General features: G+C 53.0%; 14 protein-coding genes and 5 tRNA genes. 18 read left to right on the forward strand and 1 reads right to left on the reverse strand.

Annotated elements, in window-relative coordinates; translation table 11 throughout:
* Positions 1-9 precede the first annotated feature (9 nt).
* The 7 genes from eptB to dppF all read left to right on the forward strand — a co-directional run bounded on the left by eptB (position 10) and on the right by dppF (position 8,197).
* Positions 10-1,704, forward strand: a complete 1,695-nt coding sequence (eptB, locus tag L370_RS14145) for a kdo(2)-lipid A phosphoethanolamine 7''-transferase (protein ID WP_023334095.1) — start codon at positions 10-12, stop codon at positions 1,702-1,704.
* Positions 1,705-1,795: 91 nt separating this feature from the next.
* Positions 1,796-1,872 (forward strand) — tRNA-Pro (locus L370_RS14140).
* 620 nt (positions 1,873-2,492) lie between these two features.
* Positions 2,493-4,100: a dipeptide ABC transporter periplasmic-binding protein DppA gene (dppA, locus tag L370_RS14135; RefSeq protein WP_023334096.1), complete on the forward strand. Its 1,608-nt coding sequence runs from the start codon at positions 2,493-2,495 to the stop codon at positions 4,098-4,100.
* Between the two features lie 161 nt (positions 4,101-4,261).
* The gene (gene dppB, locus L370_RS14130; protein ID WP_023334097.1) at positions 4,262-5,281 is read left to right on the forward strand and encodes a dipeptide ABC transporter permease DppB; all 1,020 of its coding nucleotides are present in this window, start codon (positions 4,262-4,264) and stop codon (positions 5,279-5,281) included.
* Positions 5,282-5,290: 9 nt separating this feature from the next.
* Positions 5,291-6,193, forward strand: a complete 903-nt coding sequence (gene dppC, locus L370_RS14125) for a dipeptide ABC transporter permease DppC (RefSeq protein ID WP_023309963.1) — start codon at positions 5,291-5,293, stop codon at positions 6,191-6,193.
* Positions 6,194-6,203: 10 nt separating this feature from the next.
* Entirely contained in the window at positions 6,204-7,187 is a 984-nt protein-coding gene (gene dppD, locus L370_RS14120) for a dipeptide ABC transporter ATP-binding protein (RefSeq protein WP_008502772.1), read from the forward strand.
* Positions 7,184-8,197, forward strand: a complete 1,014-nt coding sequence (gene dppF, locus L370_RS14115; protein WP_023309965.1) for a dipeptide ABC transporter ATP-binding subunit DppF — start codon at positions 7,184-7,186, stop codon at positions 8,195-8,197. Before dppD ends, dppF begins: the two co-directional genes overlap by 4 nt.
* A 44-nt stretch (positions 8,198-8,241) precedes the next feature.
* On the opposite strand, the gene coaA is transcribed toward dppF, so the two are convergent.
* Positions 8,242-9,192 (reverse strand): type I pantothenate kinase, encoded by a 951-nt coding sequence (gene coaA, locus L370_RS14110; protein WP_032643800.1) that lies wholly within the window; start codon positions 9,190-9,192, stop codon positions 8,242-8,244.
* Between the two features lie 317 nt (positions 9,193-9,509).
* Here coaA and L370_RS14105 point away from each other — a divergent pair.
* From L370_RS14105 to rplL, 11 genes are all read left to right on the forward strand, one after another.
* A tRNA-Thr gene (locus tag L370_RS14105) sits at positions 9,510-9,585 on the forward strand.
* Positions 9,586-9,593: 8 nt separating this feature from the next.
* A tRNA-Tyr gene (locus tag L370_RS14100) sits at positions 9,594-9,678 on the forward strand.
* A gap of 117 nt (positions 9,679-9,795) precedes the next feature.
* A tRNA-Gly gene (locus L370_RS14095) sits at positions 9,796-9,870 on the forward strand.
* A gap of 6 nt (positions 9,871-9,876) precedes the next feature.
* A tRNA-Thr gene (locus L370_RS14090) sits at positions 9,877-9,952 on the forward strand.
* Positions 9,953-10,070: 118 nt separating this feature from the next.
* Positions 10,071-11,255, forward strand: a complete 1,185-nt coding sequence (gene tuf, locus L370_RS14085; RefSeq protein WP_014068448.1) for an elongation factor Tu — start codon at positions 10,071-10,073, stop codon at positions 11,253-11,255.
* 225 nt (positions 11,256-11,480) lie between these two features.
* Positions 11,481-11,864: a preprotein translocase subunit SecE gene (gene secE, locus L370_RS14080; RefSeq protein ID WP_014068449.1), complete on the forward strand. Its 384-nt coding sequence runs from the start codon at positions 11,481-11,483 to the stop codon at positions 11,862-11,864.
* A gap of 1 nt (position 11,865) precedes the next feature.
* Complete coding sequence (gene nusG / locus L370_RS14075) at positions 11,866-12,411, forward strand: transcription termination/antitermination protein NusG (RefSeq protein ID WP_002438628.1); 546 nt, start codon at positions 11,866-11,868, stop codon at positions 12,409-12,411.
* Positions 12,412-12,567: 156 nt separating this feature from the next.
* Positions 12,568-12,996 (forward strand): 50S ribosomal protein L11, encoded by a 429-nt coding sequence (gene rplK, locus L370_RS14070; protein WP_008503452.1) that lies wholly within the window; start codon positions 12,568-12,570, stop codon positions 12,994-12,996.
* Between the two features lie 3 nt (positions 12,997-12,999).
* Positions 13,000-13,704 carry a 50S ribosomal protein L1 gene (gene rplA / locus L370_RS14065; RefSeq protein ID WP_006810530.1) on the forward strand — a complete coding sequence of 235 codons (705 nt, stop codon included), beginning with the start codon at positions 13,000-13,002 and terminating at the stop codon, positions 13,702-13,704.
* A gap of 291 nt (positions 13,705-13,995) precedes the next feature.
* Complete coding sequence (gene rplJ / locus L370_RS14060) at positions 13,996-14,493, forward strand: 50S ribosomal protein L10 (RefSeq protein WP_001207203.1); 498 nt, start codon at positions 13,996-13,998, stop codon at positions 14,491-14,493.
* Positions 14,494-14,559: 66 nt separating this feature from the next.
* Positions 14,560-14,925 carry a 50S ribosomal protein L7/L12 gene (rplL, locus tag L370_RS14055; RefSeq protein ID WP_006176746.1) on the forward strand — a complete coding sequence of 122 codons (366 nt, stop codon included), beginning with the start codon at positions 14,560-14,562 and terminating at the stop codon, positions 14,923-14,925.
* The last annotated feature ends 140 nt before the right edge of the window (positions 14,926-15,065 follow it).

The raw sequence follows: 15,065 nt of genomic DNA on the forward strand, positions 1-15,065 counted from the left end.
GTTGTTTGCATGAAATACATTAGGTCTCTTACCCAGCAACGTTTGTGTCTGATGCTGGCTGTCTATATCGGTTTGTTTCTGAATGGCGCGGTGCTGTTCAGAAGAGTGGAAGGCTATTTTGAACACCTCACCGTAAGCAATGGGATATTCGCCGCGATTGAAGTGTTTGGCTCTGTTCTGGCTACCTTTTTCCTGTTACGCCTGCTCTCTCTCTTTGGCCGCCGAACCTGGCAAATTTTAGCCTCGCTGGTGGTGATTATTTCCGCTGCCGCAAGCTATTACATGACGTTTATGAACGTGGTCATTGGCTACGGTATCGTTGCCTCGGTGATGACCACGGATATCGATCTCTCGAAAGAGGTGGTTGGGAAAGGCTTTATCGTCTGGACGATCTTAACCTGTCTGATCCCGCTGTTCTTTATCTGGAGCAATACCTGTCGCTATACGCTTTTACGCCAGCTGCGTACGCGCGGGCAGCGGATCCGCAATATCGTCGTCGTCCTGCTGGCCGGTCTGCTGGTATGGGCGCCTATCCGCCTGATGGAAACGCAGCAAAAACGCGTCGAAAAAGCGACGGGCGTCGATATGCCAAGCTATGGCGGCGTGGTGGCAAACTCCTATTTGCCGTCTAACTGGCTGTCAGCGTTAGGTTTGTATGCCTGGGCGCAGGCGGATGAATCCAGTGATGTGAAGTCTCTGATCAATCCACTGAAAAAATTCACCTACCAGCCGCCAGCCGACGGAATTGATGATACATACGTCGTCTTTGTCATTGGTGAAACGACGCGCTGGGATCATATGGGCATTCTCGGCTATGACCGGGATACCACGCCAAAGCTGGCGCAGGAAAAGAACCTGGTGGCTTACCGTGGCTACTCCTGTGATACCGCAACCAAGCTCTCGCTGCGCTGTATGTTTGTGCGTGAAGGCGGTGCAAGCGATAACCCGCAACGCACGCTGAAAGAACAGAACGTGTTTGCCGTGCTGAAGCAGCTTGGATTTAGCTCCGACCTGTTCGCCATGCAAAGTGAGATGTGGTTCTACACCAACACGCTGGCAGATAACATCGCGTACCGCGAGCAGATTGGCGCCGAGCCGCGTAACCGCGGTAAAAACGTCGACGACATGCTGCTGCTGGAAGAGATGTCGCAGTCCCTCAAGAACCATCCACAGGGCAAGCATCTGGTTATTCTGCATACCAAAGGGTCGCATTACAGCTATTACCAGCGCTACACGCGTGATTTCGCGAAGTGGCAGCCTGAGTGCGTGGGCATTAATAAAGACTGCAGCAAGCAGGAGCTGATCAACGCCTACGATAACTCGGTGCTGTATGTGGATACCTTCCTGAGCCGGGTGATTGACCAGCTGCGCGATAAGAAAGCGATTGTGATTTACGCGGCAGACCACGGTGAATCCATCAACGAGAAAGAGCATCTGCACGGTACGCCGCGCAAGCTGGCACCGCCAGAACAGTTCCGCGTGCCGATGATCATGTGGATGTCAGATAAGTATCTGGAAAACCCGGAGAAGGCGAAGATGTTTGCTCAGCTGAAGAAAGAGGCGGAGATGAAGGTGCCGCGTCGTCACGTTGAGCTGTACGACACCATTATGGGTTGTCTCGGCTACACCTCACCGAACGGTGGGATTAACGAAAACAACAACTGGTGTAAACTCCCTGATAACACCGCAAAAGCCGCGCAGTAGCTGCTCTGGCGAGAATATCGCCAGTTGATTGTCTTTTTGAAAATAAGGGATTGACGGGGGCGCACCTCAGCAGTAAGATGCGCTCCGCATTCGGCGAGTAGCGCAGCTTGGTAGCGCAACTGGTTTGGGACCAGTGGGTCGGAGGTTCGAATCCTCTCTCGCCGACCACATTCTGAAAAGGGCTAACCGCAAGGTTAGCCCTTTTTGCATTATGACCTTAGCCCGTCAGACTAACCAAAACGCCCCTTACACCCGCTTCTGCCTATCTGTTAACGATTTTGTGACATAATCCATTGTATTTTTTTATATATAGATTGATCTTTTTTCGCGTTGCTTATGGATAACCTCAGCATTTTTCGCTGTGCGTTTTAACGTTCGCGGTATTTAGTGCTCAGATAATCACCATTCTGCAAGAAAATTTACCCATTCTGAATAAAAGTTAATCACTGATTGTTGCGAAATATGAAGAGACTTGTGCTGCAAGATAGCGAGTAGCATAAATTTCCCTGCTGAAAACTGGCATACATAGTTTTTTTAATCTTTGTTTGCGGTTTCTCACACTCAGCGTAAATCCCCGTCACCTGTATTGACGTTTTCACATTCTGTTGACAGATTGTAGGGCATGAGGGGCATTTCAGGGACGATCTGCGCTGCAACTCAAACGCTCTTCTGAAAGGATTCTCCATCCCTTTAAAGCCTTCGGGCATCACCGACCGGACCGGGTAAAAAATAAATAAAGGTCTGGCGGCGTAACACAACAAAGCAAAACATCACATTGGAGCAGAATAATGAGTATTTCCTTGAAGAAGTCAGGGATGCTGAAGCTTGGTCTGAGCCTGGTGGCTATGACCGTGGCAGCAAGCGTACAGGCAAAAACCCTGGTTTACTGTTCTGAAGGCTCGCCGGAAGGCTTTAACCCACAGCTCTTTACCTCTGGTACGACTTACGACGCAAGCTCTGTACCGATCTATAACCGTCTGGTTGAATTCAAAACCGGTACCACGGAAGTGATTCCGGGTCTGGCCGAGAAGTGGGACGTCAGCGAAGACGGCAAAACCTATACCTTCCACCTGCGCCAGGGCGTGAAGTGGCAGGACAGCAAAGAATTCAAACCAACGCGCGACTTTAACGCCGACGACGTTGTGTTCTCCTTCGACCGTCAGAAAAACGCCCAGAACCCGTACCACAAAGTGTCTGGCGGCAGCTATGAATACTTCGAAGGGATGGGTCTGCCGGATCTGATCTCTGAAGTGAAAAAAGTGGACGATAATACGGTTCAGTTCGTGCTGACGCGTCCGGAAGCGCCGTTCCTGGCTGACCTGGCCATGGACTTCGCCTCTATTCTGTCCAAAGAGTACGCAGACAACATGCTGAAAGCCGGTACGCCGGAAAAAGTCGACCTGAACCCAATCGGTACCGGTCCATTCCAGCTGCTGCAGTACCAGAAAGATTCCCGCATTCTGTACAAAGCCTTCGAAGGCTATTGGGGCACCAAGCCGAAGATCGACCGTCTGGTCTTCTCCATCACGCCTGATGCGTCAGTGCGTTATGCAAAACTGCAGAAAAACGAATGCCAGGTGATGCCGTACCCGAACCCGGCTGATATCGCCCGCATGAAGCAGGACAAGAACATCAACCTGCTGGAGCAGGCTGGCCTGAACGTGGGCTATCTCTCCTTCAACACCGAGAAGAAACCGTTTGATGACGTGAAAGTGCGTCAGGCGCTGACCTACGCGGTGAACAAAGAAGCGATCATCAAAGCCGTTTACCAGGGCGCTGGCGTTGCTGCCAAAAACCTGATCCCACCAACAATGTGGGGCTATAACGACGACGTTAAAGATTACAGCTACGATCCTGAGAAAGCGAAAGCGCTGCTGAAAGAAGCGGGCCAGGATAAAGGCTTTACCGTTGAGCTGTGGGCGATGCCGGTACAGCGTCCGTATAACCCGAACGCACGCCGTATGGCGGAAATGGTTCAGGCTGACTGGGCGAAGATTGGCGTACAGGCCAAGATTGTGACCTACGAGTGGGGCGAGTACCTGAAGCGCGCCAAAGCGGGTGAGCACCAGGCGGTAATGATGGGCTGGACCGGTGATAACGGGGATCCGGACAACTTCTTCGCCACCCTGTTCAGCTGCGCGGCGGCGAAAGACGGTTCTAACTATTCTCGCTGGTGCTACAAGCCGTTTGAAGACCTGATCCAGCCGGCGCGTGCGACCGACGATCACAACAAACGTATTGAACTGTACAAGCAGGCTCAGGTTGTTATGCACGATCAGGCTCCGGCGCTGATTGTTGCCCACTCCACCGTGTACGAGCCAGTGCGTAAAGAAGTGAAGGGCTACGTGGTTGATCCACTGGGCAAACACCACTTCGAAAACGTATCGGTTGAATAATAAGTAGGGTGTTCTCCCTCTCCCTTTGGGAGAGGGCAGGGGTGAGGGTCGTGCATGCATCCCCTCACCCTAACCCTCTCCCACAGGGAGAGGGAATTTACATTTGTGAGCAATACAGACGTCACGCCACTGGTCGTGCGTCATCAGAGAGAATCCGGGTTATGTTGCAGTTCATCCTCCGACGTCTGGGACTTGTTATCCCCACGTTTATCGGTATCACCCTTCTCACTTTTGCCTTCGTCCATATGATCCCCGGCGACCCGGTAATGATTATGGCGGGCGAGCGTGGTATTTCCCCTGAACGCCATGCACAGCTGCTGGCGGAACTCGGTCTCGATAAGCCGATGTGGCAGCAGTACCTCCACTATATCTGGGGCGTGTTGCACGGTGATTTAGGGATTTCGCTGAAAAGCCGTCTTCCGGTGTGGGACGAGTTCGTGCCGCGTTTTAAAGCGACACTGGAGCTTGGCGTCTGCGCCATGATTTTCGCCACTGCGGTGGGTATTCCTGTTGGGGTACTGGCTGCCGTCAAGCGTGGCTCTATTTTTGATCATACCGCCGTGGGCCTGGCGCTGACCGGCTACTCCATGCCTATCTTCTGGTGGGGCATGATGCTGATCATGCTGGTATCGGTGCAGCTTAACCTGACGCCGGTCTCCGGGCGCGTCAGCGATATGGTCTTCCTGGATGATAGCAACCCGCTCACCGGCTTTATGCTGATTGATACGGCTATCTGGGGAGAAGAGGGTAACTTCATTGATGCCGTGGCGCACATGATCCTGCCTGCCATGGTGCTAGGCACTATTCCTCTGGCGGTGATCGTGCGTATGACCCGTTCATCAATGCTGGAAGTGCTGGGTGAAGATTATATCCGCACCGCGCGCGCCAAGGGCCTGACGCGTATGCGCGTCATCATCGTTCATGCGCTGCGTAATGCCATGCTGCCGGTGGTGACCGTTATCGGTCTCCAGGTGGGGACGTTGCTGGCGGGGGCGATCCTGACCGAAACCATCTTCTCCTGGCCGGGCCTTGGACGCTGGCTGATTGACGCGCTGCAACGCCGTGACTATCCGGTTGTGCAGGGCGGTGTACTGCTGGTCGCGACGATGATTATCCTCGTCAACCTGCTGGTCGATTTGCTGTACGGCGTGGTGAACCCGCGTATTCGTCATAAGAAGTAAGGGACCATCATGTCACAAGTCACTCAAAATAAAGTGGTCGCTGCACCGGTTCCTATGACGCCGCTGCAGGAGTTCTGGCACTACTTCAAGCGCAATAAAGGCGCGGTGGTAGGGCTGGTGTATGTCGTAATCATGATCCTGATTGCGGTGTTTGCGAACTTCCTCGCACCGTATAACCCGGCGGATCAGTTCCGCGATGCGCTGCTCGCGCCGCCTGCGTGGCAGGATGGCGGTAGCCTGGCGCACCTGCTGGGTACCGATGACGTGGGCCGCGACGTGCTGTCGCGTCTGATGTACGGCGCGCGCCTGTCGCTGCTGGTCGGCTGTCTCGTTGTTGTGCTGTCGCTGATCATGGGCGTTGTTCTCGGCCTGGTTGCCGGTTACTTCGGTGGCATCGTTGATAACATCATCATGCGTATCGTCGACATCATGCTGGCGCTGCCGAGCCTGCTGCTGGCGCTGGTGCTGGTGGCGATCTTCGGCCCGTCGATTGGTAACGCCGCGCTGGCGTTGACCTTCGTGGCGCTCCCTCACTATGTACGTTTAACCCGTGCGGCGGTGCTGGTGGAAGTGAACCGCGATTACGTCACGGCATCTCGCGTGGCGGGTGCCGGTGCGATGCGCCAGATGTTCGTCAATATCTTCCCTAACTGTCTTGCGCCGCTGATTGTTCAGGCGTCGCTCGGTTTCTCTAACGCCATTCTTGATATGGCCGCTCTTGGCTTCCTGGGCATGGGTGCGCAGCCGCCAACACCGGAGTGGGGCACCATGCTCTCCGACGTGTTGCAGTTCGCACAAAGCGCCTGGTGGGTTGTCACCTTCCCGGGTCTGGCAATCCTGCTGACGGTGCTGGCATTTAACCTGATGGGTGATGGCCTGCGTGATGCGCTTGATCCCAAACTGAAGCAGTAAGAGGCACGAGATGGCGTTATTAAATGTAGATAAATTATCGGTGCACTTCGGCGACGAAGGCACCCCGTTTCGCGCCGTGGACCGCATCAGCTACAGCGTAAATCAGGGCGAAGTGGTTGGCATTGTCGGGGAGTCCGGTTCCGGTAAGTCAGTGAGTTCGCTGGCGATTATGGGACTGATTGATTACCCGGGCCGCGTGATGGCGGAAAACCTGCAGTTCAACGGTCAGGACCTGAAGCGCATTTCTGAAAAACAGCGCCGCCAGCTGGTGGGTGCCGAAGTAGCGATGATCTTCCAGGACCCGATGACCAGCCTGAACCCGTGCTACACCGTCGGTTTCCAGATTATGGAAGCGATTAAGGTGCATCAGGGCGGGAATAAGAAAACCCGTCGTCAGCGCGCGATCGACCTGCTGAACCAGGTGGGTATTCCTGACCCGGCATCGCGTCTGGACGTTTATCCGCACCAGCTCTCCGGTGGGATGAGCCAGCGCGTGATGATCGCCATGGCAATTGCCTGTCGACCAAAACTGCTGATTGCGGATGAACCGACGACGGCGCTGGATGTGACCATTCAGGCGCAAATCATCGAACTGCTGCTGGAGCTGCAGCAGAAAGAGAATATGGCGCTGGTGCTGATTACGCACGATCTGGCGCTGGTGGCCGAAGCCGCGCACAAAATCATCGTGATGTATGCCGGTCAGGTGGTCGAGACCGGAAACTCACACGATATTTTCCGCGCGCCGCGTCATCCGTATACCCAGGCGCTTTTACGCGCGCTGCCGGAGTTTGCCCAGGACAAAGCGCGTCTGGCGTCGCTGCCGGGTGTGGTACCGGGTAAATATGACCGTCCTCAGGGCTGTCTGCTCAATCCGCGCTGCCCGTATGCTACGGACAAATGCCGGGCAGAAGAGCCGGAGCTGAACCAGCTTGCTGACGGTCGTCAGTCGAAATGCCACTACCCACTCGATGATGCCGGGAGGCCAACACTATGAGTACGCAACAGGCCACCACGCAACAGCCGCTGCTGCAGGCCATCGATCTGAAAAAATACTACCCGGTGAAGAAGGGGCTGTTTGCCCCTGAACGCCTGGTGAAAGCGCTGGACGGCGTCTCCTTTAACCTCGAACGCGGTAAAACGCTGGCGGTGGTGGGGGAGTCAGGCTGCGGCAAATCCACGCTGGGCCGTCTGCTGACGATGATTGAAGTACCAACAGGCGGTGAGCTCTATTATCAGGGACAGGATCTGCTCAAGCACGATCCGCAGGCGCAGAAGCTGCGTCGTCAGAAAATCCAGATTGTGTTCCAGAACCCGTATGGTTCTTTGAACCCGCGTAAAAAAGTGGGGCAGATTCTGGAAGAGCCGCTGCTGATCAACAGTAATCTGAGCAAAGAGCAGCGCCGTGAAAAAGCGCTGGCGATGATGGCGAAGGTCGGCCTCAAAACCGAGCATTACGATCGCTATCCGCACATGTTCTCCGGCGGCCAGCGTCAGCGTATCGCGATTGCTCGTGGGCTTATGCTCGATCCCGACGTGGTGATTGCCGATGAGCCGGTCTCCGCGCTCGACGTATCCGTGCGTGCGCAGGTACTGAACCTGATGATGGATCTCCAGCAGGAGCTGGGGCTGTCTTATGTGTTCATCTCCCACGACCTGTCGGTTGTCGAGCACATTGCTGATGAAGTGATGGTGATGTACCTGGGGCGCTGCGTGGAGAAGGGGACGAAAGACCAGATCTTTAATAACCCTCGTCACCCGTATACCCAGGCGCTGTTGTCTGCGACGCCGCGTCTGAACCCGGACGATCGTCGAGAGCGTATTAAGCTGACGGGGGAACTGCCAAGTCCGCTGAATCCACCTCCGGGATGTGCATTCAACGCCCGCTGCAGTCGCCGCTTTGGCCCGTGCACTCAGCTCCAGCCGCAGCTGAAGGATTATGGCGGCCAGCTGGTTGCCTGCTTCGCGGTCGATCAGGATGAAAATGGCGAGAAGCCACAGGCATAACGAAAAAAAACCGGCGCTAAGCCGGTTTTTTTATGTCTGCTTGATTATTTCCGCAGGCGAATCTGGTCGACGGCGTGCTTCTCGCTCTTGGTGAGGATCAGGCTTGCACGCTCGCGCGTCGGCAGGATGTTCTCTTTGAGGTTGACGTAGTTGATCTCATTCCACAGACCTGTGGCCACGCCGATCGCTTCTTCTTCAGAAAGCTGAGCATAGTGGTGGAAATAGGAATCCGGGTCAGTGAACGCCCCTTCGCGGAACTTCAGGAAGCGGTTGATGTACCAGTTTTGCAGCAGGTCTTCCGGCGCATCGACATAAATAGAGAAATCGACGAAATCCGAGACGAATACGTGATGCGGATCGTGAGGATAGTCCATCCCGCTTTGCAGCACGTTCAAACCTTCCAGAATAAGGATGTCCGGCTGGACCACCGTTTTATCCCCGTCCGGGATGCGATCGTAGATCAGATGCGAATAGACTGGCGCAGTCACGTGCGGCACGCCGGATTTCAGGTCAGAGACAAATTTCACCAGACGGTGCATATCATAAGAGAGCGGGAAGCCTTTCTTCTTCATCAGCCCGCGTTCTTTTAACACCTCATTCGGGTGCAGGAAGCCGTCGGTGGTGATCAGTTCCACGCTGCGGTGTTCCGGCCAGCGGCTCAACAGCGCCTGCAGGACACGCGCGGTGGTACTTTTACCCACGGCCACGCTGCCTGCGATACTAATGATATAAGGAATGCGTTGACCGTTCGTCCCGAGAAACTGCTCCAGCACAGCCTGACGGCGCAGGTTCGAGCTGATATAGAAGTTAAGCAAGCGAGAGAGGGGGAGATAAATTTCTGCCACTTCTTCCAGGGACAGATCTTCGTTTATCCCTTTTAACCGTGCGATTTCACCTTCCGTCAGCGTCATAGGGACGGAATCACGCAGGGCAGCCCACTGGCTGCGGTTAAAGTGAAGATAAGGCGTCATTAACGTTTGCTCTTTTTTGCTCATAAGCATGCTTCAGTGAGCCAGCATCACACTGCCGGATCGTGGCTCATCACACAGTTAATTTTGGACAATGGGCAGGAGGTTAACACCAGATGACAGGAATAATAAGAAAAAAGATGGAAAGCGCTGCGTTACGCGGAAGCCGTCACGCTACGGTGAATACGGTGCAAATCACGCTGATATGTTGAATATTTGACCTTAAATGACTACTTTTACAGCGTTCGATACGCTGTTCGCATAAAATGTGAGCGAAAGAACGTTTTATGCAAATTTTTAGTTGCATGACCGCGCAGGTATCCATAGAATGCGCGCTACTTGATGCCGACTTAGCTCAGTAGGTAGAGCAACTGACTTGTAATCAGTAGGTCACCAGTTCGATTCCGGTAGTCGGCACCATCAAGTCCGGTGGGGTTCCCGAGCGGCCAAAGGGAGCAGACTGTAAATCTGCCGTCACAGACTTCGAAGGTTCGAATCCTTCCCCCACCACCACTTTCTGGCAGCGTAAATGCCGCCGGAGCTGGTTGGAAAAATTAGCCAGCTCAAACTGAAAAAGAGAGAAATCTCTTTTTTTGTTACAGAAAGAACTGGGTAGCCGAGTTTCAGGATGCGGGCATCGTATAATGGCTATTACCTCAGCCTTCCAAGCTGATGATGCGGGTTCGATTCCCGCTGCCCGCTCCAATACGTGCTGATATGGCTCAGTTGGTAGAGCGCACCCTTGGTAAGGGTGAGGTCCCCAGTTCGACTCTGGGTATCAGCACCACTTCACTTCTCCTTCCCGTTTCTCTCTGTTTCAATTTTACTGTATTCAACAATTCAGGCATTTCGCCTGGTTGATGTGGTGATATCACCGATTTATCCGTGTCTTAGAGGGACAATCGATGTCTAAAGAAAAGTTTGAACGTACAAAACCGCACGTTAACGTCGGTACTATCGGCCACGTTGACCATGGTAAAACAACGCTGACCGCTGCAATCACTACCGTTCTGGCAAAAACCTACGGTGGTTCTGCTCGCGCATTCGACCAGATCGATAACGCGCCAGAAGAAAAAGCTCGTGGTATCACCATCAACACCTCTCACGTTGAGTACGACACCCCGACTCGCCACTACGCACACGTAGACTGCCCAGGCCACGCCGACTATGTTAAAAACATGATCACCGGTGCTGCGCAGATGGACGGCGCGATCCTGGTTGTTGCAGCGACTGACGGCCCAATGCCTCAGACTCGTGAGCACATCCTGCTGGGTCGTCAGGTAGGCGTTCCTTTCATCATCGTGTTCCTGAACAAATGTGACATGGTTGATGACGAAGAGCTGCTGGAACTGGTAGAGATGGAAGTTCGTGAACTGCTGTCTCAGTACGATTTCCCAGGCGACGATACCCCAATCGTTCGTGGTTCTGCTCTGAAAGCGCTGGAAGGCGAAGCTGAGTGGGAAGCGAAAATCATCGAACTGGCTGGCTTCCTGGATTCTTACATCCCAGAACCAGAGCGTGCGATTGACAAGCCATTCCTGCTGCCAATCGAAGACGTATTCTCCATCTCCGGTCGTGGTACCGTTGTTACCGGTCGTGTAGAGCGCGGTATCATCAAAGTTGGCGAAGAAGTTGAAATCGTTGGTATCAAAGAGACTGCGAAGTCTACCTGTACTGGCGTTGAAATGTTCCGCAAACTGCTGGACGAAGGCCGTGCTGGTGAGAACGTTGGTGTTCTGCTGCGTGGTATCAAACGTGAAGAAATCGAACGTGGTCAGGTTCTGGCGAAGCCAGGCTCAATCAAGCCACACACCAAGTTCGAATCTGAAGTGTACATCCTGTCCAAAGACGAAGGCGGCCGTCATACTCCGTTCTTCAAAGGCTACCGTCCACAGTTCTACTTCCGTACAACTGACGTGACCGGTACCATCGAACTGCCAGAAGGCGTTGAGATGGTAATGCCAGGCGACAACATCAAGATGGTTGTGACGCTGATCCACCCAATCGCGATGGACGACGGTCTGCGTTTCGCAATCCGTGAAGGTGGCCGTACCGTTGGCGCGGGCGTGGTTGCTAAAGTTCTCGGCTAATCGCTGATAACATTTGACGCAATGCGCATGAAAAGGGCATCATTTGATGCCCTTTTTGCACGCTTTCACATCAGAACCTGGCTCATCAGTGATTATTTTTGTCATAATCATTGCTGAGACAGGCTCTGCAGAGAGCGTATAATCCATAAAGGGATTATTTCGATTTGGCTCGCCTCGCAATCGCGGGGTGAAATTATTTGTAGAATTCTTCTGACAGGTTGGTTTATGAGTGCGAATACCGAAGCTCAAGGGAGCGGGCGCGGCCTGGAAGCGATGAAGTGGGTCGCTGTTGCCGTGCTGCTGATTGTGGCAATCGTTGGCAACTATCTTTATCGTGACATGATGCTGCCGCTCCGTGCGCTGGCAGTGGTGATTCTGATTGCTGCAGCGGGCGGTGTCGCGCTGTTGACGACTAAAGGTAAAGCAACCGTTGCTTTTGCACGTGAAGCGCGTACCGAAGTTCGTAAGGTCATTTGGCCGACTCGCCAGGAAACATTGCACACCACGCTGATCGTAGCGGCGGTTACCGCTGTAATGTCACTGATCCTGTGGGGACTGGATGGTATTCTGGTTCGCCTGGTTTCCTTTATTACTGGCCTGAGGTTCTAAGATGTCTGAAGCCCCTAAAAAGCGTTGGTACGTCGTTCAGGCGTTTTCCGGTTTTGAAGGCCGCGTAGCAACGTCGCTGCGCGAGCATATCAAATTACACAACATGGAAGAGTTATTTGGCGAAGTTATGGTTCCGACCGAAGAAGTGGTTGAGATCCGTGGCGGCCAACGTCGCAAAAGCGAGCGTAAATTCTTCCCGGGTTACGTGCTGGTTCAGATGGTGATGAACGACGCGAGCTGGCACCTGGTGCGCAGCGTACCGCGCGTGATGGGCTTTATCGGCGGCACGTCTGACCGTCCGGCGCCAATCAGCGACAAAGAAGTTGATGCGATTATGAACCGCCTGCAGCAGGTGGGTGATAAGCCGCGTCCTAAAACGCTGTTTGAACCGGGTGAAATGGTTCGTGTTAGCGACGGTCCGTTTGCTGACTTTAACGGCGTCGTTGAAGAAGTGGACTACGAGAAGTCCCGCCTGAAAGTTTCTGTTTCTATCTTCGGTCGTGCGACCCCGGTAGAACTGGACTTTGCGCAGGTCGAAAAAGCCTAAGCAGCGATCAAAAAAGCGGCGATTTAATCGTTGCACAGGGCGCGAGATTGGAATACAATTTCGCGCCTTTTGTTTTTATGGGCCCCGGCCCGTAAAACGAATTTTATTCACGGGGAGCCTCCCTGAGGCGCTATTACCCAATCAGAGGATTTTAGAATGGCTAAGAAAGTACAAGCCTACGTCAAGCTGCAGGTTGCAGCTGGTATGGCGAACCCAAGTCCACCAGTTGGTCCAGCTCTGGGTCAGCAGGGTGTGAACATCATGGAATTCTGTAAAGCGTTCAACGCCAAAACCGAATCCCTGGAAAAAGGTCTGCCAATCCCAGTCGTAATCACTGTTTACGCTGACCGTTCTTTCACTTTCGTTACCAAAACCCCTCCAGCAGCAGTTCTGCTGAAGAAAGCGGCTGGTATCAAGTCTGGTTCCGGTAAACCGAACAAAGACAAAGTGGGTAAAATTTCCCGCGCTCAGCTGCAGGAAATCGCGCAGACCAAAGCTGCCGACATGACTGGTGCCGACATTGAAGCGATGACTCGCTCAATCGAAGGTACTGCACGTTCCATGGGCCTGGTAGTGGAGGACTAAGAAATGGCTAAACTGACCAAGCGCATGTCCGTGATCCGTGACAAAGTTGATGCGACCAAACAGTACGACATCAACGAAGCTATCGCTCTGCTGAAAGAACTGGCAACTGCTAAGTTCGTTGAAAGCGTTGACGTTGCCGTTAACCTCGGCATCGACGCGCGTAAATCCGATCAGAACGTTCGTGGCGCAACTGTACTGCCACACGGTACTGGCCGTTCCGTTCGCGTAGCTGTATTTGCTCAGGGTGCAAACGCTGAAGCTGCTAAAGCTGCCGGCGCTGAACTGGTAGGTATGGAAGATCTGGCTGATCAGATCAAGAAAGGCGAAATGAACTTTGACGTTGTTATTGCTTCTCCAGATGCAATGCGCGTTGTTGGCCAGCTGGGCCAGGTTCTGGGTCCACGCGGCCTGATGCCAAACCCGAAAGTGGGTACTGTAACGCCTAACGTTGCTGAAGCGGTTAAGAACGCTAAAGCAGGTCAGGTTCGTTATCGTAACGACAAAAACGGCATCATCCACACCACCATCGGTAAAGTGGACTTTGACGCTGACAAACTGAAAGAAAACCTGGAAGCTCTGCTGGTTGCGCTGAAAAAAGCAAAACCAACTCAGGCGAAAGGCGTGTACATCAAGAAAGTTAGCATCTCCACCACCATGGGTGCAGGTGTTGCAGTTGACCAGGCTGGCCTGAGCGCTGCTGCAAACTAATGCCTTTACGTGGGCGGTGATTTTGTCTACAATCTTACCCCCACGTTTGCTAACGAAAGTTAGCGGCTAAAAGATTTGTTCGTTGGAGCCTGGCCTAATCCAGGCCTCCGTCGAAGACCGCAGGTGTTTCGCAAGAGACTTAATCCCCTGCGTAGACGGTGACAGAACGCTAAGATTATTTTTGGATACTCTGGCTTGTTTCTGCTCACCGTATTAAGACGCTCTTTCCGTTGGGGAGAGTGAAGTGAGTTCCGGAACATGAGTTCCGGCAAACATCCAGGAGCAAAGCTAATGGCTTTAAATCTTCAAGACAAACAAGCGATTGTTGCTGAAGTCAGCGAAGTAGCCAAAGGCGCGCTGTCTGCAGTAGTTGCGGATTCCCGTGGCGTTACTGTAGACAAAATGACTGAACTGCGTAAAGCAGGTCGTGAAGCTGGCGTATACATGCGTGTTGTTCGTAACACCCTGCTGCGTCGCGTAGTTGAAGGTACTCAGTTCGAGTGCCTGAAAGACACGTTTGTTGGTCCGACCCTGATTGCATACTCTATGGAACACCCGGGCGCTGCTGCTCGTCTGTTCAAAGAGTTCGCGAAAGCGAATGCAAAATTTGAGGTCAAAGCTGCAGCCTTTGAAGGTGAGTTGATCCCGGCATCGCAAATCGATCGCCTGGCAACCCTGCCGACCTACGAAGAAGCAATTGCACGCCTGATGGCAACCATGAAAGAAGCTTCGGCTGGCAAACTGGTTCGCACTCTGGCTGCTGTTCGCGATGCGAAAGAAGCTGCTTAATCGCAGTTATCTTTATAAAGCATTCGCTTACGTATAAACTTATTCTGATTTTCAGGAACAATTTAAATGTCTATCACTAAAGATCAAATCATTGAAGCAGTTGCAGCTATGTCCGTAATGGACGTTGTAGAACTGATTTCTGCAATGGAAGAAAAATTCGGTGTTTCTGCTGCTGCTGCTGTAGCTGTAGCTGCGGGCCCGGCTGAAGCTGCTGAAGAAAAAACTGAATTCGACGTAATTCTGAAAGCTGCTGGCGCTAACAAAGTTGCTGTTATCAAAGCAGTACGTGGCGCAACTGGCCTGGGTCTGAAAGAAGCTAAAGACCTGGTAGAATCTGCTCCAGCTGCGCTGAAAGAAGGCGTGAGCAAAGACGACGCAGAAGCACTGAAAAAATCTCTGGAAGAAGCTGGCGCTGAAGTTGAAGTTAAATAAGCCAACTTTTCTGGTTGCAGCCTAAGTCATTAGGCTGATGGCTGGTGACTTTTTAGTCACCAGCCTTTTTGCGCTGTAAGGCATCAGTAGCATTTCACACTGTTTGACTGCTGATTGTCCTGACAATGCATGTTTCTATC

It is taken from the genome of Enterobacter sp. MGH 24, assembly GCF_000493015.1.
Lineage (GTDB): Bacteria > Pseudomonadota > Gammaproteobacteria > Enterobacterales > Enterobacteriaceae > Enterobacter.